This is a genomic window from Chryseobacterium sp. WG14 (assembly GCF_024586945.1).
Taxonomy (GTDB): Bacteria; Bacteroidota; Bacteroidia; order Flavobacteriales; family Weeksellaceae; genus Chryseobacterium.
Map to the genome: position 1 here is coordinate 262678 of NZ_JALCZD010000002.1, position 18106 is coordinate 280783.

26 protein-coding genes are annotated in these 18106 nt (G+C 33.5%); 3 read left to right on the top strand and 23 right to left on the bottom strand.

Annotated elements, in window-relative coordinates:
* Positions 1-8: 8 nt before the first annotated feature.
* Together MP478_RS04310 and MP478_RS04315 are read right to left on the bottom strand one after the other, a co-directional pair.
* Positions 9-1112 (bottom strand): hypothetical protein, encoded by a 1104-nt coding sequence (locus MP478_RS04310; protein WP_257199702.1) that lies wholly within the window; start codon positions 1110-1112, stop codon positions 9-11.
* Positions 1113-2270, bottom strand: coding sequence for an ATP-dependent Clp protease proteolytic subunit (locus MP478_RS04315; RefSeq protein WP_257199703.1), 1158 nt, complete (start codon positions 2268-2270; stop codon positions 1113-1115). It abuts the gene before it with no gap.
* Positions 2271-2518: 248 nt separating this feature from the next.
* Between MP478_RS04315 and MP478_RS04320 the strand changes: the two genes are divergently transcribed.
* From MP478_RS04320 to MP478_RS04330, 3 genes are all read left to right on the top strand, one after another.
* Positions 2519-2659 carry a hypothetical protein gene (locus MP478_RS04320; RefSeq protein ID WP_257199704.1) on the top strand — a complete coding sequence of 47 codons (141 nt, stop codon included), beginning with the start codon at positions 2519-2521 and terminating at the stop codon, positions 2657-2659.
* Between the two features lie 66 nt (positions 2660-2725).
* Positions 2726-3331: a hypothetical protein gene (locus MP478_RS04325; protein WP_257199705.1), complete on the top strand. Its 606-nt coding sequence runs from the start codon at positions 2726-2728 to the stop codon at positions 3329-3331.
* 31 nt (positions 3332-3362) lie between these two features.
* Positions 3363-3641 (top strand): hypothetical protein, encoded by a 279-nt coding sequence (locus tag MP478_RS04330; protein ID WP_257199706.1) that lies wholly within the window; start codon positions 3363-3365, stop codon positions 3639-3641.
* Here MP478_RS04330 and MP478_RS04335 read toward each other — a convergent pair whose 3' ends face one another.
* The 21 genes from MP478_RS04335 to MP478_RS04435 form a co-directional block, all read right to left on the bottom strand.
* A complete protein-coding gene (locus MP478_RS04335) occupies positions 3642-3875 on the bottom strand; it encodes a hypothetical protein (RefSeq protein ID WP_257199707.1) in 234 nt (77 codons plus the stop codon).
* Positions 3863-4180 carry a hypothetical protein gene (locus MP478_RS04340; RefSeq protein WP_257199708.1) on the bottom strand — a complete coding sequence of 106 codons (318 nt, stop codon included), beginning with the start codon at positions 4178-4180 and terminating at the stop codon, positions 3863-3865. The genes MP478_RS04335 and MP478_RS04340 overlap by 13 nt, the downstream gene beginning before the upstream one ends.
* Positions 4181-4183: 3 nt before the next feature.
* Positions 4184-7915 carry a phage tail tape measure protein gene (locus MP478_RS04345; RefSeq protein ID WP_257199709.1) on the bottom strand — a complete coding sequence of 1244 codons (3732 nt, stop codon included), beginning with the start codon at positions 7913-7915 and terminating at the stop codon, positions 4184-4186.
* 26 nt (positions 7916-7941) lie between these two features.
* On the bottom strand, positions 7942-8334 hold the full coding sequence (locus MP478_RS04350) for a hypothetical protein (RefSeq protein WP_257199710.1): 393 nt from the start codon (positions 8332-8334) through the stop codon (positions 7942-7944).
* A gap of 8 nt (positions 8335-8342) precedes the next feature.
* Positions 8343-10172 carry a hypothetical protein gene (locus MP478_RS04355; protein WP_257199711.1) on the bottom strand — a complete coding sequence of 610 codons (1830 nt, stop codon included), beginning with the start codon at positions 10170-10172 and terminating at the stop codon, positions 8343-8345.
* A complete protein-coding gene (locus MP478_RS04360; RefSeq protein WP_257199712.1) occupies positions 10169-11074 on the bottom strand; it encodes a hypothetical protein in 906 nt (301 codons plus the stop codon). Before MP478_RS04360 ends, MP478_RS04355 begins: the two co-directional genes overlap by 4 nt.
* Positions 11071-11532, bottom strand: a complete 462-nt coding sequence (locus MP478_RS04365) for a hypothetical protein (protein ID WP_257199713.1) — start codon at positions 11530-11532, stop codon at positions 11071-11073. Before MP478_RS04365 ends, MP478_RS04360 begins: the two co-directional genes overlap by 4 nt.
* A 2-nt stretch (positions 11533-11534) precedes the next feature.
* Positions 11535-12035, bottom strand: coding sequence for a hypothetical protein (locus tag MP478_RS04370; RefSeq protein WP_257199714.1), 501 nt, complete (start codon positions 12033-12035; stop codon positions 11535-11537).
* Entirely contained in the window at positions 12035-12553 is a 519-nt protein-coding gene (locus tag MP478_RS04375) for a hypothetical protein (protein WP_257199715.1), read from the bottom strand. The genes MP478_RS04370 and MP478_RS04375 overlap by 1 nt, the downstream gene beginning before the upstream one ends.
* On the bottom strand, positions 12531-13904 hold the full coding sequence (locus MP478_RS04380; RefSeq protein WP_257199716.1) for a phage terminase large subunit: 1374 nt from the start codon (positions 13902-13904) through the stop codon (positions 12531-12533). Before MP478_RS04380 ends, MP478_RS04375 begins: the two co-directional genes overlap by 23 nt.
* Positions 13901-14437: a DNA-packaging protein gene (locus MP478_RS04385; protein WP_257199717.1), complete on the bottom strand. Its 537-nt coding sequence runs from the start codon at positions 14435-14437 to the stop codon at positions 13901-13903. The genes MP478_RS04380 and MP478_RS04385 overlap by 4 nt, the downstream gene beginning before the upstream one ends.
* A gap of 223 nt (positions 14438-14660) precedes the next feature.
* Entirely contained in the window at positions 14661-14936 is a 276-nt protein-coding gene (locus tag MP478_RS04390) for a hypothetical protein (RefSeq protein ID WP_257199718.1), read from the bottom strand.
* A 110-nt stretch (positions 14937-15046) separates the two neighbouring features.
* On the bottom strand, positions 15047-15349 hold the full coding sequence (locus tag MP478_RS04395) for a hypothetical protein (protein WP_257199719.1): 303 nt from the start codon (positions 15347-15349) through the stop codon (positions 15047-15049).
* Entirely contained in the window at positions 15330-15884 is a 555-nt protein-coding gene (locus tag MP478_RS04400; protein WP_257199720.1) for a recombination protein NinG, read from the bottom strand. The genes MP478_RS04395 and MP478_RS04400 overlap by 20 nt, the downstream gene beginning before the upstream one ends.
* A 123-nt stretch (positions 15885-16007) precedes the next feature.
* Entirely contained in the window at positions 16008-16226 is a 219-nt protein-coding gene (locus MP478_RS04405; RefSeq protein ID WP_257199721.1) for a hypothetical protein, read from the bottom strand.
* Between the two features lie 12 nt (positions 16227-16238).
* Complete coding sequence (locus MP478_RS04410; protein WP_257199722.1) at positions 16239-16454, bottom strand: hypothetical protein; 216 nt, start codon at positions 16452-16454, stop codon at positions 16239-16241.
* A gap of 49 nt (positions 16455-16503) precedes the next feature.
* Entirely contained in the window at positions 16504-16764 is a 261-nt protein-coding gene (locus MP478_RS04415) for a hypothetical protein (RefSeq protein ID WP_257199723.1), read from the bottom strand.
* A gap of 1 nt (position 16765) precedes the next feature.
* Positions 16766-17128 carry a hypothetical protein gene (locus tag MP478_RS04420; RefSeq protein ID WP_257199724.1) on the bottom strand — a complete coding sequence of 121 codons (363 nt, stop codon included), beginning with the start codon at positions 17126-17128 and terminating at the stop codon, positions 16766-16768.
* On the bottom strand, positions 17125-17406 hold the full coding sequence (locus MP478_RS04425; protein ID WP_257199725.1) for a hypothetical protein: 282 nt from the start codon (positions 17404-17406) through the stop codon (positions 17125-17127). Before MP478_RS04425 ends, MP478_RS04420 begins: the two co-directional genes overlap by 4 nt.
* Before the next feature lie 35 nt (positions 17407-17441).
* Positions 17442-17648 carry a hypothetical protein gene (locus MP478_RS04430; protein WP_257199726.1) on the bottom strand — a complete coding sequence of 69 codons (207 nt, stop codon included), beginning with the start codon at positions 17646-17648 and terminating at the stop codon, positions 17442-17444.
* 3 nt (positions 17649-17651) lie between these two features.
* Complete coding sequence (locus tag MP478_RS04435; RefSeq protein ID WP_257199727.1) at positions 17652-18065, bottom strand: hypothetical protein; 414 nt, start codon at positions 18063-18065, stop codon at positions 17652-17654.
* Positions 18066-18106: the final 41 nt, after the last annotated feature.

The following is an 18106-nucleotide window of genomic DNA, read 5'->3' on the forward strand; positions in this document are numbered from 1 at the left end:
TCTCTTATTTAGATTGCTAGAATGAAGTTTTTATCGAAAGTCGCTTGAATATCTATGTTAGTTTTAACACGTAAATGAAGCTTTTCCGTAACAGGATCGTAAATACGTTTCATTTGTTTAAATGCGTTCATATCACATGTCCCAACAGATATTTCAGTGTCGTACGTAAGTAATGCTCTATGGGGCTTATCATATTTTGTGGCTGCAGGTCCCGCAATATATTTCACTAGCTCAGTCCATTCCTGCTCGATCTGAATTGGAATACCCATGTAATTTAGATTAGACAAAGCATATTTAGAAGCTGTAACCCCATCCGTTGGTGAAAAACAACAAGTAACTTCTTTCTCGTTTTGTAACCAGTTCAGGTAGTTTAAAGCAAGTTCTTGAGTCATTCTAAACTTTAGTCCAGGTTTGGTCATCATGAACGGTCTATTAGTTAACATGAGGTCAAACATTTTCTTTAAATACTTATAACCGGCATCAGCTGGTAATGCCATCTGAGCAGCAATGTCTGCACCTGCATTTTCGGTAATAGTCACTCTCTGTTGGGCTGTTAAAATAGGATCTGTAAGGATTCCTAATAACTTTAAGAAAATGTTGTCAATACCAGCAAAATCAGCATTTGTATTGTCTTTGTAATCAAAATAAGCAATCCTCCACTGAGAATCATTTACAGCCTTCATTGCCTGATCAATAACAAACATATAGAATGCACTTTCAAAGTCCAATTCAGGGTCAGATTGACACTTCAGCATCCAGAATGCTCTAAAATTTTTAGTGATCTGTGGATCATCCCAACAGAACTCTAAAGAACAATCATAGTTGTGTGGCGACCATAATTTTTTAGTAGGCTCACTTGATAATGTACACGAATTCCAGCTACAACCAGTGTCGGAAGATTTCTTTAAGAAACCCCAATTCTTTGGTTGCTCCCAAGCAATAATTGGCGTATTATGTTCAATACCGGTTTGAATATAGTGCTTTGTTGCAAAATCAGAAGTTTCAACTGTCTCCTGGAAAATCATGTTATTGATGTTTAGATCTCTTGCCTGTGCAAGATCGCAACCCGCATCAATTAAATCTTGTATATTAAATTCGTATGCTAATGCCATTTACTTTGTGTTTTTAAGTTTAAAATTTTCGAATCTGTTTACTTTAGCTCCCGGTGTTACAACTGGAGAATTTGTTTGATGTTCATTGTCTACTCCAGCCCCATACTCACCAACCAAATTTTTAAGTTTATTAAAGGTCTCTTCGAAATCGGACACTTTGTTTAACTTTCCTTTAAGATCGTCGATAGTTGAATTTTGTGTATCAACTCGAATTTTCAAGTCTTTGTTTTCAGTGATCAGATTATCAATCTTTTCATTGATAGAATTCAAGGTAACCGAATCAGATTCCCCTTCTTTTTCTTTGATCTCAGTTACTTTACCGCTTTCAAACTTGTAAACAGATCCGTCAGCCATATTCACTGTGCCACTCGCATTCTTACCGTTAATGGTTGCTGAATCACCAACCTTCGGCTTTACCCCTTCATTAAGCTCAGCAAATACAACCTCTTCGTTTTTGTCAGTGTATAGCATTGCATTCTTAGAAGGCTTATTCGTTTCAAACAAGTTTTTTACCTTGTTGAAAAATGAATTCTCCTCGTGCGTCATTTTATTATTTATTGAATTATTTCTTGGTTGTTTTAGAGAATTGAAAATGATTTGTTTTGCACTGTTTTGTACTGCATCATGGTCCTCTAATTCGGTATAGAAGCCATATTTTAGGCAATCTTTGGAAGAAATAAATGTATCATTCCCCATTAATTCTAAGGCCTTCTGTTTGGTTATTTTTGTACGCTCCTCGTAAAGTGTAGCAATTAAAACATCTACTTTTTCAAGATCCATGTAAGCTTTTTCTGCTTCATTTTTATCACCCATTACAAATGTCCAAGCATTGTGAACAAAAGGCTCAGCATACTTATTACCAATCCTCTTTTCCCCGGCAAGCAATAGTATTACCCCTGCACTAGCACAATAGCCATCTATTCTGGTTGTGATTAATACATTATTATCTTTACCAAAGCGTCTAATTTTATTGTAGATAGAGAAAGCCAGATCGACATCCCCGCCCAGAGAATGAATATTAAAAAACACCTCATCTCCTTCCAAAATATCAAGCTTTGAAAGCTCTTTATCAACATATTCTAAATCAATATATTGAAAGGTTTCTTCTGCCCATACAAGATTAATTATCTCTCCGTAAAGTTTTATTTCGTGCTTCATTAAATCCAATCTACCTTATACAAATTTTCGCATATTTTTCCGTAAATTTGCTTAAACACAATTCGCAGATAACTAAACGCTTACGTCTATATATAAACGCTTTGCGAATTTTTGCGAATTATTTATTTCGCACACTAATGATTTTACCATTTATTTTATTTACCCTCGGTATCTACTTTTGTTTAAAAAAGTTATTTGGGAATAAAAAAGAAAAACAAAACCCATATATTGAAATCCATCAGAAAAAAATGTATGATGATAAAATGTATGATGAATATTTAGATTTCTGTAAAAAGAATGGAGAGCTTCCTATGGAGAAATCCGGCTTTCAGGAATTGAGAATGAAAGAGGATAAAATGAGAAGAAAGATTAACGAAAGTATGAGATAGTTTCATTACGGTTTCCCTCAAAATATATATCGAAAATATTTACTTTCTTTGTGAAAAATTAAAAACATGAAAAAAATATTAACTTTACTAGTCTTAGTGACTTCTACATTCTATTATAGTCAAGTGACTTTATCAAGCTATTCAATGAATTATTTCCCAGGAGAAAAATATGAAATACAGTCTGATAATCCTACTGAAAGAAATGCAAAGATATATTTGGGTGTGTCACCCAAAGAAAAAATCATTAAAAAAATTGACATATTAATTCCTTTAAGTGACATTGATAAATTCAAATCAGATATTTTAAATTGTAAGGAAATTTATATTAACTGGAAAAAAACTGCTATAGATAACAATGTTACAGAACTTGATAAAGAAATGATAGTGAAGTTCAGTAAATACGACATAGCCTTCCTTTATGGATCTAAGTGGAATATTGATTTTTCTAAAGCGATTACCCCAAGGTTTAAGATAATAAATGGCAAATATTTATTTATATTAAGTAATGAATATGAGTTGACTTCAAGTAGTAATAAATTCATGACAACTAAGGGATTTTACCTTGTGCTAAATGATGAGCAAGAATTTGACATGATTATCAAAAGCTTAGATACTAATAATATTAATGAACTATTTAATTCAAAAAAGAAGACTGATGAATTATTTAATTAGTATTCCAATTTTATTCTTCACATTTTGTCTATTGCTATCTTGTAATTCAAATAATGAACCTGGACAATGCCCATGTACAGAACAAAAGCACGAAAGAATAGTTATTAGCACAATTGGAACTTCTACAACACCTTCTGTAGTAATTTCTAGTTCTGAATGGAAAGCTGTTGGAAATTCTTATAAAACTGATGACAGAAATTGTAATGATGTTAATTATGTAAGATCAGGAGGAACTACCAATGAACATGTCATTACAGGTACGAACACTGCTTCAGTTAATGAAATAGAATATAGAACATCATGTAGATAATTACATAGCTCTTTTCATTGTCTGCAAAGCGATCTCTACGGTTCTTACTGTTACCTTGCAAAACAATGCAACTACTTTTTTACGTTCAGTGCATGAATCAATATGCTTTTGGCTTTCATACTGTTCATAAATTGAAAGATAATCAAGTGCGGTTTCAATATTTTTGATACCGCACTTATTTAATTTATAAAATAAACTTCTATTACTTTGAACTGCTTCTTTTACTGTTCCCATCTGCTGCATTTCTTTACTGACTGTCTTAATTTATAGGATAAAATACATCCGCAATCCCCGCAAGTTTTACCAGAGAGTTCCGATATTTTCTCATCTTCAACTCGTAATTCAGGTATTGGTTCTTCAATACTAAATTTACAACTTTTACAGTGATTTTCAAACCTTTTCTTTGCTAATTCAAAGGCTTTTTTATTGTCAGTTTTAAAATTTAGAATCCCTACTGCTACCGCTTTAGCATTTATGATAATATTAATATCCTCTTGTTTATTTAAGCTTTCACAAAACCTTTTAAATTCCTCCTTCATATATTAAAAATTTGCTCCATTTTGAATTTCTCTATTGTTTGATAACTCAACAATGCCTAGTTGACTTCCTGCCTGTGTTCCCAGCATTGCACCCTCTAGAACTGCCTCTCCAACAACTCGCCTCATTAAATCCATATCAATCAACGATTTAAAATTATTTTGAATAGTAGGTAAACTACTCACATTTCCTACAATGCCTCCAGCGGCGAATTTGACTCCCCCTCCTAACTGATTTATTTTCGAAAGAACATCCCGGTACATTGCAGAGCTACGCTTATTTATTATAATCTCCCCTCCTTCAGCTTCAATCGTTCCATCTGGTGTTTTAATTGGAATCCCTCCTTCTAAATGTGAAGGGCCAATCAACATGCCATTAGCTGCCTTTGTTGCTTTTTTAGGTGCAAATGATGATACAGCTGAAGTTATTCCAGCTAGGCCCGCTTCTGCTCCTCCTGTATCTACTCCTTGTATTTTTGCAACTTGAGCCAATCCAGCAGCAATAGTAGTCCCCATTAAAATATAACTATATGGTGCCGGATAATCTTTTAGAGCTCTTACAGATCCAGCGATGGTATCTATTGTAGCCCCTGCGATAGCTAATGTTTTACCTGCTTCAGTTTGTTCTCCAGCAACTTTAGCCATTCCAACGGCTACTGATGATGCAAGACCCCATTTTGCAAGCTCTTTGTCTTGTGATATTTTAGCGTCTTTATTTGCGTAATCTTGCTGGATAATATTTAAACTAGATAGTAAATTTTGAAGATTTGTTTTTTTTATCTCATCCTGTTCTATGGCTAATTGATTTTCAATTTCTCTTCTCTGTGCTTCAATTTCAGCATTTAAATCATAGTTTTCCTGATCTAATGTTCTTTTAATTTCATTTTCTTCAAGGAAGCTTGATAACCTTTGCTCTATCTGTTGATCTAGCTGGGCTTTTTGCATTGCGTACTCAGTAGTCCCTTTGGTTTCAAGATCTGTTATCTGTTGTTGAAGTTCTAGTGCCCTTGCTAGATTCTGGGTCGTTCTTTTTTGTTCTAAAAATGTTTTATCCAATTCCTTTCGCTTTTCATTGGAATCATTATTAATAATGAGTTCTTTTGTAGCGTATTCCTTTTCAATAATTTCTTTTTGGGACACAAGGTTTTTCTTCTGGCCTAATTCCTGATCACTGTAACCCTTTATAGCTTCAATCTGATCATTTAATGATTTTAGTTTTTGCTGTTTTTCTTGTTCATTGGCTATCTGGGTCTTTTCCCGTACATCTTCTAAATATTTTTGAATTTCGTTAACCCTAGCCTGCGTTAGTCGTTTATCAGATTTTAACTTTTCGGCATTCATAGCAATATATTCAGCCAACTCAGCCTGTGTTGCTTGTATTGCAATATTTGCTCTTTCCTTTGCATTTGCTAGATCTTGTTTAGCTGCCGATTCTGCTTCTTTCTCCGCTTTCTTTCTAGCAGCCTCAGCCTCTTTTGCTTGTTTGTCAAGCAGTTTTTGTCTATCTGAAGCTTCTTTATTGGCTGCATCTGCAACAGATCCAGTAATTTTACCAGCTCTTTTTTCCAGTTCATCAATTTGCTTCTGAAGCGCATCATATTCTTGTTTTGTTTTTGCTAATGCTTGTTTTGACTTAAGTTCGTTTATCTGATCACGTATGCCACCAAGTGAGTTATTGGCGTTTTTTTCATTTTGGGCATCTAATTTTCTTTGGGCGTCTGCCCTAGCCTTTTCTTCAGCCTTAATAGACTCTATATTCTTTGTGTTTATTTTTCCATCAACTCCAAGATTAGAATTGAATTCTTTAATTTCTCGTTTAGTATTTGAAAATATATTTGAAATTCCACTATTAAGTTGTTTCATTTTAGATTCTACTCCATCAAAATTTAGTGTCAACGAGTCTTTAATTATTTCACCAGATAATTTAGCTAATGAGGCTAATTGCTTTAAATCATCGGTTAAAGCAACAACAACCTTATTAAATGTTACAGGAATCAACTTAAATAAATCTGATGTATTCATTGCAAATAATCTCCATCCTTTACCTGCATCTTGTAAGAAACTTGTAATAGAACCAAGCGATTTATACCAAATAATTTGAATTTCTTTCCATAGTTCGGTAATTTCAGATTGAAAGGCCATCATTGAATCTGATTTAAAAGCCTCATCTTTAGCATTGGCTAATTCAAGATTAAGCTCAGAAAGTTTAATGACTTGTTTTTGGGTCTCTGATAGGGTTTCATTGTTAATGTTTTGTGCGTGGTTTAAAGCCTCAAATATCTTCAAAGCTCCACCCGCATCTTCTCCCGCACCTTTAAAAACATCTGCTGTTAGTTGAGCGAGTTGCTGTTCATTAAGGTACATCGTTTTGGATTTCTTAGCGATTTCGTCTAGCCCATCTGAAACAGTAATTTTTCCTAATTGAATTTTTTTCAATAAATCATCACTAAAAGATGCTCCATATGCATTAACAAGTGCGTCACGAGTAGCTTTGGTCTGTTCTTTTAGTGATAGTCCCGCTTCTTTTATCGCGTCAGGTAACTTATCAGAATAAATACCTAAGTCTATTCCTGAATTTAAAATATTAATAAATTCTTGAGCTGAATATCCGCTTTGAGCAAATAATGGACCATATTCACGAATTGAATCTCCAAATTCTGAACTCAAAGCACCACCTAATGCCAATCCCTGATTATAGATATTAAATGCCTCTTGCGCTGAAACTCCAAAATCATCCATCAATGATTTCATTTCTGTAACAGCTTCTTTGAATTCCTTGCCGTACGTTTCTTGTATTGCTACTGCATTTTTACGAAGTTGATCTGTAAGCACTCCCGATGTATTTGCTATAGATTCAACCTCTTTATTAAGTTCTTTTACTTGGGCATTGTATTCATATAATTCCTTTACATAACCAACAATAGCAGCAACCAGTATTATCCAAGGATTTGATTTTATAAAGTTAAAGAGGTCCCCAATTCCTTTTTTCAAATCTTTAAACTTTTCTTTTAAATCATCTAAGCCTCCTTTAATATCTCCGGATAACATAGTTTCAAATGCATCTCTTATTCCTTGGGCATAGTTCCCAACGTTACGTCTATTATCTCCGGTCGCTCTATCTAGTTCTAAAAGCTCTTCATGTAGCTCCCTCGCCTCTCTTGTTGCAATATCCCATTGCCTCGCTACATTTGCATATTCTTCGGAATTCTGTTGTCCATCCCTTTCTAATAAACGCATTTGAGCCCCAAGGTTGTTAGCTTCAACTCTAGTCGCTGATAGCTGTTGTGATAATTGAGTATATGCCCCTTCATTGCCTCGAACCTCTGTTCTGCCAGCTCTTAAAAGGTTATTAAGCTCCCTATTTTCATCATTAATTGCCCTTAAATCAGTTTGATAATTAACCAACTGCCTTTGCTGTTCACGTTCAGTCTGTAGGAGATTTCCTAATTCAACTTCGTTTTGCCTTATTACTTGGGAGGTATCATTTATTATTGTATTATATTGTTCCTGAGTAATAATACCTTGTGCTAAATCTTGATTAGCTCTTTCTTGCAAAGCATTGTTTGCTTCAATAACTCCGGCTGTTAACTTTGCCTGATCTTGATATTCTTTTATTACTTTTTTAGTATCTCTAATCTCTCCATTTAATAAATCCATTTTGGTTTTATTTTGAGCAATCTTATCATCAAGCAACCTAGAATCAATATCAAACTGCGCTAAAACTATTCTCTCTGCCATATCCCTTCTTCATTTTTGTTTTTAATTTATCTGAGCGTTGCTAAGTAATTTAAATCAGCAAGTATTTTTTGTCTTTTAGGATTGCTCATATTAATCTCTAGTGTCTTTTCAAGAAACTTTATCTGAGATGTAATAGTTGTGCATGAGTAATCACCGATCTGAATTATTTCCTCATCGTTTTGTTGAATGAATACATCTACAAGAATATCATTAACGATAAAGAATGCTCTGGTTCTTTCCGGAAATCTATAAACTGGGCACTCAATGAATGTTAACTTAAATTTTTCACTAATTTCTGCAGATGATTGTACTAACACATCAATATCCTTTACCCTACTTACTTTATTTTGAAGAAATAAAGATGTTCCACCAATAAATTTTAGATCTTTAATTTTCGAAAGATCATTTATTATTTTCATTACTTCTATCATTTTGTAAAATCTTTAATTCTGACTAATTCGGCCGTTGTTTTTTTTTCATCAAATGATATTTTATTGATAAAGCAATATTGCTGAAGTTGTTTAAAGTATAGAACTTTTGTTAAGTCTAACTTTATTAGTTTGGGATATGGAATGTTTAAAGAAACATTCCATATAACTGATTGATTAATGACATTTTTAAAATCAGCATAGTATTTACCCAGAATATATTCCATCGTTAGATCCCTAAATTCGCCAAATTTTATTGCCGAATTTGTTATTTCTACATCTTGAATATCTGAGCCTATAACCACTGATGTACTTATCTTTTTCATTCGTAAATAAAAATATCTTTTTGAAAGCGGTTTGTATTTAAGTTCTGTGGACCCATCTTGTGGTTCTTTTTCATATAATTTATAAATAGAAACTTTTTGAACTAATGATCCATTTACATAAAAATCAGATAATCTTTCCTTCTCAACAGAGTATGTAAATGAAGTAAATACAGTTTTTTCGTCATCTAGATTTTTGTTATCGATTATAATTGCACTATCGGAATGTGTTTCTTCTTGATCATTGTATTTGTATCTGAATAAATTATTCTTTTCGTATGATCCAAACTTGTAAGTCTCGTTATCTATGGATAATAGATACTTAGTCCAATCGTCCACATCAGCCTCTTTAAATCTTTCTTTATTAAGAATGTATTTTATATTCCTATTAACATTGTCAACTATTGGAGTCAATCCAAAAAAATTATATACATCTTTTAATAATTCAGTTATTTTAAGGTCTGAAAATTCATCCGTAAATGAAACGTTTTCAAGTTTTTTTATGGTGATTGACATTGAAATAGTTCCATTCCAATCAGTTTGTACTTCATACCAAAAATCAATCACATCGTTTATTTCTAGTTCAAGAACACCATTCCAATTGTTTGAAATAACTACAGGAGTATTATTATTAATTTTATAATAAAACTGATAATTTAATACTCCCAATCCTGAAGGGATAGGTTCATTTAAGCCAGATATTCCTATAGTTTTAAGATTGTAAATAGATTTTTCAAGTATTTTTATACCATTTATCCCAGAATTGTTAAAAGTAAATCCTAATGAATCTTCGTTTCCTGGTGAAGAAAAACCAATATTTTTTGTGTCTTGAAAGTATATTACTGATCCATCGTCCTCAGGTGCTTTTGGGTAAGATATATGCAAATTTGTAAAATCATCAAGTGTTAAGAAACTTCCTTCATAAGTATATCCGTATTTCAAATGTATTTTATCAAATAAATATGATATAGGTACACTCGGCACTATAAAATCAATATTCACAACATTTGAATTGGATATTCGATGTGTCCTCCCATTGAAATCAGCAAACAAATAAGCATATTTTAAAGAATCATCATTCTGAGTAGCTATAACAGTGTCAAGGTTTTTATTGTGATTGATTTCCGTTAACTCTGTTGCTAGCTCTTCACCAATCGTTTTGTTTTCAAACTTTTTAAAAAACTCAATTATTCCTGAATAAATAGACACATCATACTCTTCATCTGTTGATTTGACCTGTAACCAAGCTTGTGTAAGAAAATCAAATCCATCAATTTTAAGTAAAGCATTCGGTTTAATATATGGAACTATTGAAGATGATGAGTGTATTCCAAGACCTCCAAAAACTAAGACGTTTTTTGGGGTTTTCGGAATTTTAAATGAGTTTGTATATGATGCTTGCCTGTCTTTTACTTCAGCTACATCATTTATTTGTAATGTATGTTTAATATCAGTATTTTCATACATATCCAATGCATTTCCTTCATACCATAATTCCACTATCATAACTCAATTGTTCTATAATTTGGAAGTGTAAAATCAGCTTTGTTCTCAAATACATTATCATAATTATTCCATGATGAAGTATTATCATCAAGTTTAATTAAATGCCATTGAGAGTCTACGTCAGTTCCCTTTTCATTATAAAGAAATATATGTGGACTTTTAACCAGTTCTTTAAAATTTACCTGCAATTTCTTTTCAGTTAATGAATAAAGTGTAATTGTCTTTGTCTCAGTATATCCTATGTTTTGAAAATTGTCTTTTCTTAATCGGCTTGCGATCCTTTGAACAGATTTACCTGCTTTTGTTTTTTCTTTGTTCTCATATCGATCAAAATAGAAATATTGATACCCTCCTAAAGAATTTAAGTACTTTATGAGCACACCTTCACAGCTTTTCCTTTCCTCCTTAATTGCCTTTAAGGGATAATTTGAATCCTCAATTAAAGTTCCTGCACTTATTTTAACCGGTTGAGTAAATGCAACCCAAGAATTGCCTCCTGTTATCCAGTAATTTTCTACTAAATAATCACCATCACTCATATACCATTCGTTAACTGCTGCCTTATCCTTCCCTCCTCTTATAAAGTATTTTGATAATGTTACAACTTCATCTGGTGTCGCTGTGTTTTTAAATTTAGCAGTAATCTTGACTTGAAAATTCTGCAAATTATTGTTAATAGTATGGTTAGCCTCTGGCATTAATGCACGAATAGGAAAACATATATTAAAACTACAGTCATTATCTGGACTAGACGAGCATTCAAATCCGTTTAACTCCTGGTTGGTGATTAAATTTTTAAAATCTAAAATCACTTTTGATACTACCTCTGTAAATCCGTTTACAGTTATCCAAATGTCATTTTGGGTTAAGTAATAGTTATTTTCAAGTCCTATGATATTCATCCTCTTAATTGTCTTAATAAATGTTCTTGTATTCTTGGCGTAGCAAATTGTCCTAACTTCATATTTATGAATGCAATTGTAGTAGGTTCTTCCAACACTTCAAGTAAATCACTTCCTCCCTTTTCATACCACGAGGTCCCCTCGCGCTGAATTTTCCTCTGTACCCTTACTGCTACTCCGGCGGCGGCATTGTCAGATAATCTGAATTTTGCTTTTGCCCATCTCTTTAAATCCGTGATGGGGACAGTTGATGGTTCTTGTCCTTTAACTAGTTTCTCTGTGTAATCTAATCCCATAATTATACCTTTACCCATTTCTGCTTCACCACCAACGGCATTCAACCAATCTCCAGTGGCATTCATTTTAAGCTCATTAAAACGTGGTATTAAAAACTTTTCAACTACCTCATCCATCACGGACTTAATTTCTTCGACTGTAATTAGATCTAATGTCACCATAATTAATAATTATATTGTCCTTTGATTAGCCATCCATCGTAGTTGCTATCCTGATAATTTATCTTTTGGGTCGCTGTGAATTCTGATGGAGTATATAGTCCAGAATCATCACATAGTACATCAAGAAAATCACATCCCAAACATTCCTGTATTGTATTTAAAATTGTCCATTTTGACTCTTCCTTTTCTTGATCGGTACTTCCTAACTCATTATAAAATTGAATATCTAATCTGCTAGGAATCCCAATAAATCCTTCAAAGCTTATAAAACAATGGTCTTTTATTGTGAATCCATTATCTCCTGGTTTGTACCTTGATCCAAATTTTATATTAAATAATGCCACATATATGCAACACTCAGATTCCTCAATATTTTGAAACATATTAAATAAATCAGGTCTTCCGGCGCCTACAAACCTCCAACAGTAACCACATTTACTGTCTGTTTCTTCATCTCCATTCCAGGCGGTTATTAATTCGTCGAATCTCTTTATAATGTTCATTATTTTTTGTTTTTGATTATCTCATTATAATCTCGTTGAATAACTGATTGAATTCCGTCTCCCAGCATCTTTACATACATCAACTCAAACTCAACTTCTCCAAGACTTTTCCATTCACGAGGATCATTTGTTATTGAGCGATAAATAGCAAACTCACCTATATCGTTCATCCTATCAGCTCCTGCAACAACCATGTCCGGATCATTAACAGAAGGAATTGAGTTTAATAGATTAGAGCATTTAACTATTTCTTGCTCCAACCACTTCATAAACTTCATTGCTTCGTTTGCAGGCAATTGTAAAACCTCTTCAAATGTTTTGTTTATAATTAAACCTACTGCCTCAAACACTTTTCCCTCTTTGTATAAATCGAAGCATTGATAAATTTTAGTAAATGAAACTTTAAATATATTTCCAACATTGAAAGTATCTTCAGCAGGAATCAATTCATATACTGATTTGAAAATAGCTTCACTTTGTAGTATCGTTTCCAAACTATCCCCTTGTATTTGCCCCACCTGAACTTATTTTTATTGTTTTGCCTTTCTTCGTTATATAGTAGCCACCTGCATCATTTGTATGATCGTATCCTTCTTTTTTATCAGGCTCTCCATTCTTATATTTTTGCTTCTTAAGTGATTCTGAATAAACAGGGCAATTAAATCTATTAACAAAATATTTTCTTTCTCTAAAAGCTGTGTTTACCTCATTAACTCTATCCCTAACAGCCGGGTTAGATACCCCAGTTCTGATCACATACTTATACTGTCTTATAATGTCGAAGTCCGACTTGCCACTGGTCTTTCTATTTTGCCCACTTGCATCCGGATAAATTACAATGCTGTGACTTCTATAAAGTTCCTTTATCTTTTCGCACATACTGAAAGTGTCAAATATCCCGGTTAATTCCGCTACGGCATAATCATTCTCTCCTTCATGAACATGAATTATCGCGCTCATGTTTGTAACGTTAAAGTCCATTCCTATATGCAGAACGTCATTTGTCTGCACCACCCTATCTGTATGGTTTTCTATATCATCGTAATCATTGTAAACTAAATGACCACCCTTATCTGGAATCAATCCTAATATTGTAGTACAGAAGTAGTGAAAATCATCCTCTAAAAACTTTTCATACTGCTCAATAGCAGTTTCATTTAAGTTTTCATAATTGTTGATAAAAGTATTCTGAAGTGAAAGATGATTCTTCCTTTTTGGAACAGCTAGATAATAAGGTTTGTTATTCTGTTTTACTATCTGTTCAACTTCTTCTCTACTCTTATTAGTATGCTTCAATACTATTTCAACAAGAACATCATTTGATACTTTCGTAAGCTTATAGTCACCCCATACATGGTGATCTTTTTCTGGCGGGTTAAATGCTCTCAATATTTGAAGTACTGCACCTTTCTTTCTTAGAGACAATAAAAGCTTATTAAAATCCTCTTTTTCGACTTCATCGTATTCCTCAATGTAAAGATCCGTTGCTCCGGCTAAAGATTTTAGGCTCGCAGTTTGATTTCCTGACGATACTTTAAATCCTTTAGTCCCTATTGTATTGCCATTAAGAAGGTTTTCCGCGTAATTTTCTCCGGATTTATTGTCTGAATATGAAATAACGCCATTCAAACTAACTCCATGCTGAGTTTCATACTCCACTATCCTATCTTTTAAATCCTGCCAACAAGAAGTATAAATAGTTGCATGCGTTTGTCTTAAAAAAAATGCTCGGGAGTTCTCTTTATGCAAAAGATTATACAAAGCTCTTTGCGACATTGCGTAAGATCTCGCACCAGCACGTCCACCCCATAAATCTGCTATGAAGTAATCTTCAGTATATAAAGGATAATATTCTTTTAGGACATTCATTTTTTCGATGCGTCAACAACATTCCACTTTGGAGGTTCTTTCATCGAAACCGTAGACTCTACCATATGTTCTTGTTTATCGCTCCATCCCATATTTTTAAGACCAAATACAACGCCCGCAACTTTATCACTCCATAAACCCTTTTCATAATTATTTTCAACTTCAAGTAAAGCTCTTTTTATCGGGTAAGTAAAACCGTCTTTTTTAGCATAATCATGAAGTGATTGACGACTCTCAAAACCTAAGAAAATTGCAAGCCCTGTAATTGTTGGCTCTTCGGGATTACGGGTCCAAATCTTTACTGGCTCGTCTTCGGTTGTGGTAACAGCTTCTTTACCTTTTCCAGTAGTTCTACTTGTTATCTTTCTTTCAATAATAAATTCCCCCTTAATCCATTCGAAGTATTCAAGAAGTTTTTCGGCAAGTTCGTCCCCATTTGAATACACGGGTGTTCTTCCTGGGGAAAACTTATTTCCCTCCGCAAACTTCCCGTCCTGTGTTCTTCCTTCATTCTCTTCAACATTCTTTGCCATTTCTTTTCTTTATTTGTTTACCACACTCCCTAAATTAAAAACCCCGCTACCTATTACAGCAGCGGGACACCAAATCAAATTATTAACATGTAAAATTTTCCCTCTGCATTAAATCCTCCTTAGGCGAAGTCCCGGACTCGAACCGGGTTCCTGAGTGATCAACCTCATCGCATTACCCATATGCTAACAACACGTTTTTTATTTTGATGAATTAATAGATTTCTTAATCGATTAAATTGGGCGCATTATCTTTTACTTCATAAACCATAGACTGAGCATTCATAACGAAATTACCGTACGTTTCTACCATGTTTTGCTGCCATTCGAGATTTTCAAGATGCGCAATTCCTTCTTCAAGTAAGTCTGCCAAATAATATATCCTAGATATTGCCAAATCAATTGCATCACCCACTTTAACCGGATGTTCCTGCTGCGTATCCGCACCTTTTCTCCATTCATTGTGGCGTTTAAGTATTTCAATTGCTTCTTTAGTATTCATGTTTTTATTGTTTAAGCCATTCAATTATTAAAAAACCAAGCACCCTCATCATCGTCCACCTCACAACCCCCTTCTTCTACTTCATATGTGCCTGGTTATATCAAGCTCAATTAAATTACAATATTTTTATTTTTTATAAACTTAACCCAGACTATTTCTTTATCAGGGTCATCAAAGTTTTTAATTTCATTCCAATCATCACATAAGCATTGCAGATCTGTATATTCTTTCTCTTGCCCATCTATGTAATAATAGCTTTTAGGTTTTGCAAAATCACAAGGATATTTAACCTTCGTGTATTGTTCCCATTGAACACCATATTCTTCGTTTCGGAACTTACTTGCATGTTCATCTTCCATTGATATATGGATTACACTTTTCCATTTAATATCTTCAGGCGTTAGAATATTCATTTTTTAATTCTTTGATCCTTTTACGGTAATACTCAATCTTTTCTTTTATCTCTGAAATTGAGAGCTTAACTGACTCATGTGGCCCTTCTAACCACTCTACAACCTCAACTCCGTATTTAACAATAATGCCCTTCCGGTATTCAATTAAATTTCCTCCCCAATATCCATTGCATTTTCTACACTGTAGGTTAACGTTCTTTTCTTCAAAGCGTAACTCTGGATGAGCTCCTACACTTCTATAATGACCTGCATCAGTTGGATTCGAATTCGAACAACTAATGCACTTACTGCCCTTTTGGGATAACCGGATAAATTCATTGAATATCTTTTGGAGATCTTGCAGCCAGTCCTTGTGAGTCTTCAATTTTTCTTTTAATACCCTCTTCTCTTTACTCCATGACTTCCGGTTCTGCTTTTCAACTTTTGATTTGCCTAAAGAGATTGCGCAATCCAATCCACATACTTTCTGAGTAGTTTTACTCGGTATAAATTCATCCCCACAAACTGAGCAATTCTTTGGCTTTATCTCCTTCATTCCCAACTGCTTTATAGTAAAGTTACGCTTCGATTTGATAAAAAACAACAATAACTAACAAAATGTTGAATACTTTCTAACTTATTTTATTAAAACAACCCCTGTTAATGCAGGGGTTTTGCTTTATTTAGGCATTGTGATTCGCCTCGAATTTAAGCTGTTAAAAACGGCTATTTTCTTCTCTTTGGCCATCCTCAATAAAAAATCATTGCGGTCCTCTAAGGACATATTGAGAAAGTGGTCAAAGCTCCCAAAGTTTACCCCGTTTGCTCCTCCGTCTTTTTTGAATTGCTCCCTAACTATTTCGAGAATTTTAGCTTCTAATTCTTCCTGGTTTTCCATGGCGTTAAGATACTATTTATCAAAATCTCTTCCAACGAAATAACCAAGCATAAAACAATCTAAAGATTCCATCGGCTGGCCATCCTTTCTGCTGAACTCTAAAAGACTGTCATATTTTCCTCTCGAAATTTTAATAATGTGAGTTGCTTTTATGCCTTTTCCTAAAACTGTATTATTGAGTGCTGATATAGTAGCTAATATAAGTGAGTTTTGTTGCTTTATTCTCATTTTCCAAATTTACTTTTGTTTATTGGTATTTAGTTGAGGGTTTCCGTAATTAGAAAATAAGTTCAAAAACATGAAAGACAAATTGTTCAGTTTGATAAGTACCTATGAATTCCAAATCGTTTTCCGGTAGAGGATGTCCAGTTCCAAAGGTTACAAATGTTCTATCTATTATCTCATTGGCTGTATCTACTTTAACCCAAATACAAGGATTTCCAAACTGAATTTGAAGACTTAGTATTTCAGATCCCACTGGCATTGTTATGGTTTGTTGATCAGTGGTTTTTAATTGGTATTTATAAATTGTTTTCATATTATTCCTTTATAGTTAATTCTTCTCCCACCAAAGCGAAGTACAAGTTCTGCAACTGGTGGACGAAATACATATTTCCTATTGATTCATCTTTAAACCCGCATTGAAAAAACATGTCAGAAATATTACACATTTGGATTAAGCTTGGAAGGTGAGTGTAAAATCCACCACCTGTATGTTTAAACCCAAACTTAATCAGCCACTCTTCGGTAAGCTCTATGGGGCTAATTTGATCAAATCCTAATACTCCTAATGATCTGTTTACCCAAACCCCTATATCCATGTTTATGGCAGTTATTGGCAGCGTTTGATCAGTGCTTGGAATATAGACGAGGTTTCCTATTCGTAGTTCCTGTGGTTTCATAAATTTATATAACTTTCATACTTGTTTTTTGAATATTCTTTAAAATCCTCAAATGAAGATTCTTTATCTTCCAAAAATGGCTTTGACTCTTTCTCGTTTTGATCAAATGATATGTATAAATAATCATATGCTGTAAAATCATTATCACTATCCCCCCAGGCTTGAACCAATGAAAAAATAAATTCTTTGTCGGAATATTTATAAACTTTTTTATATCCAATTTCTTCTAGAAATATCTTAACTTCTGGCGTGTTTCTTGTGTATTTAATTCTTTCCATAATTCTTGTTTTAAAGCGCCTAAGATGGCACGGGGTTACATTTCGTCAATATCAACTTCTCCGGTTTCGACATCCCAACACCAATATTTAACGCCTTCATTTGTCCATCCGTAATTTTGACCATTATTTAAAAGCCATTCTTCAGCTTCATCAAATGAATCAAATTCTAAGAATAATACATTTCCTTGACTATCTGTTAAAAAGTTTTTTAGACCTAAATCTATAAAAGAAAATTCATACATTGTTTATAATTTATTTGTTAAAGTTGCTTTGTTGATGAACTCGTCTTCCGAAAGGTTGAAGACGTTGAGTTTCCATTTTAATAGTAATTCATAATCTTTTATATTAAAATCTCCGATGTCTGGAAGTGTTGAAAACTCTATTTCATGTCTTATTTTCGATGACAAAAAATTGAAAGGCACAAACTTCTCCCCCTCATGCTCTATTTCCTTGGTTAAGTAAGACATGTCGTATAAGATAGGTTTGTTTTCCCCTTCTAAAGCTTCATCAATTGAAATAAAAACTACATCGTCTTCTGACGATCTATGCCAATATCCCATGTGCGTAAGTTCTCTTTCAACAGGGCTATTAGGGTCGTAAATCTTCAACTTATACGGCAAGTAAGCCGATAGTATTTTTAACTGTTCTTCTTTTGTCATTGTTTTGTTATTAGATTATCGTCTTCCTTGTGTCAGGAAAA

Coding starts and splice junctions, on each gene's coding strand:
- MP478_RS04310 (WP_257199702.1), bottom strand. CDS start 1,112: ATGGCATTAGCATACGAATTTAATATACAAGATTTAATTGATGCGGGT.
- MP478_RS04315 (WP_257199703.1), bottom strand. CDS start 2,270: ATGAAGCACGAAATAAAACTTTACGGAGAGATAATTAATCTTGTATGG.
- MP478_RS04320 (WP_257199704.1), top strand. CDS start 2,519: ATGTATGATGATAAAATGTATGATGAATATTTAGATTTCTGTAAAAAG.
- MP478_RS04325 (WP_257199705.1), top strand. CDS start 2,726: ATGAAAAAAATATTAACTTTACTAGTCTTAGTGACTTCTACATTCTAT.
- MP478_RS04335 (WP_257199707.1), bottom strand. CDS start 3,875: ATGGGAACAGTAAAAGAAGCAGTTCAAAGTAATAGAAGTTTATTTTAT.
- MP478_RS04340 (WP_257199708.1), bottom strand. CDS start 4,180: ATGAAGGAGGAATTTAAAAGGTTTTGTGAAAGCTTAAATAAACAAGAG.
- MP478_RS04345 (WP_257199709.1), bottom strand. CDS start 7,915: ATGGCAGAGAGAATAGTTTTAGCGCAGTTTGATATTGATTCTAGGTTG.
- MP478_RS04350 (WP_257199710.1), bottom strand. CDS start 8,334: ATGAAAATAATAAATGATCTTTCGAAAATTAAAGATCTAAAATTTATT.
- MP478_RS04355 (WP_257199711.1), bottom strand. CDS start 10,172: ATGATAGTGGAATTATGGTATGAAGGAAATGCATTGGATATGTATGAA.
- MP478_RS04360 (WP_257199712.1), bottom strand. CDS start 11,074: ATGAATATCATAGGACTTGAAAATAACTATTACTTAACCCAAAATGAC.
- MP478_RS04365 (WP_257199713.1), bottom strand. CDS start 11,532: ATGGTGACATTAGATCTAATTACAGTCGAAGAAATTAAGTCCGTGATG.
- MP478_RS04370 (WP_257199714.1), bottom strand. CDS start 12,035: ATGAACATTATAAAGAGATTCGACGAATTAATAACCGCCTGGAATGGA.
- MP478_RS04380 (WP_257199716.1), bottom strand. CDS start 13,904: ATGAATGTCCTAAAAGAATATTATCCTTTATATACTGAAGATTACTTC.
- MP478_RS04385 (WP_257199717.1), bottom strand. CDS start 14,437: ATGGCAAAGAATGTTGAAGAGAATGAAGGAAGAACACAGGACGGGAAG.
- MP478_RS04390 (WP_257199718.1), bottom strand. CDS start 14,936: ATGAATACTAAAGAAGCAATTGAAATACTTAAACGCCACAATGAATGG.
- MP478_RS04395 (WP_257199719.1), bottom strand. CDS start 15,349: ATGAATATTCTAACGCCTGAAGATATTAAATGGAAAAGTGTAATCCAT.
- MP478_RS04400 (WP_257199720.1), bottom strand. CDS start 15,884: ATGAAGGAGATAAAGCCAAAGAATTGCTCAGTTTGTGGGGATGAATTT.
- MP478_RS04405 (WP_257199721.1), bottom strand. CDS start 16,226: ATGGAAAACCAGGAAGAATTAGAAGCTAAAATTCTCGAAATAGTTAGG.
- MP478_RS04410 (WP_257199722.1), bottom strand. CDS start 16,454: ATGAGAATAAAGCAACAAAACTCACTTATATTAGCTACTATATCAGCA.
- MP478_RS04415 (WP_257199723.1), bottom strand. CDS start 16,764: ATGAAAACAATTTATAAATACCAATTAAAAACCACTGATCAACAAACC.
- MP478_RS04420 (WP_257199724.1), bottom strand. CDS start 17,128: ATGAAACCACAGGAACTACGAATAGGAAACCTCGTCTATATTCCAAGC.
- MP478_RS04425 (WP_257199725.1), bottom strand. CDS start 17,406: ATGGAAAGAATTAAATACACAAGAAACACGCCAGAAGTTAAGATATTT.
- MP478_RS04430 (WP_257199726.1), bottom strand. CDS start 17,648: ATGTATGAATTTTCTTTTATAGATTTAGGTCTAAAAAACTTTTTAACA.
- MP478_RS04435 (WP_257199727.1), bottom strand. CDS start 18,065: ATGACAAAAGAAGAACAGTTAAAAATACTATCGGCTTACTTGCCGTAT.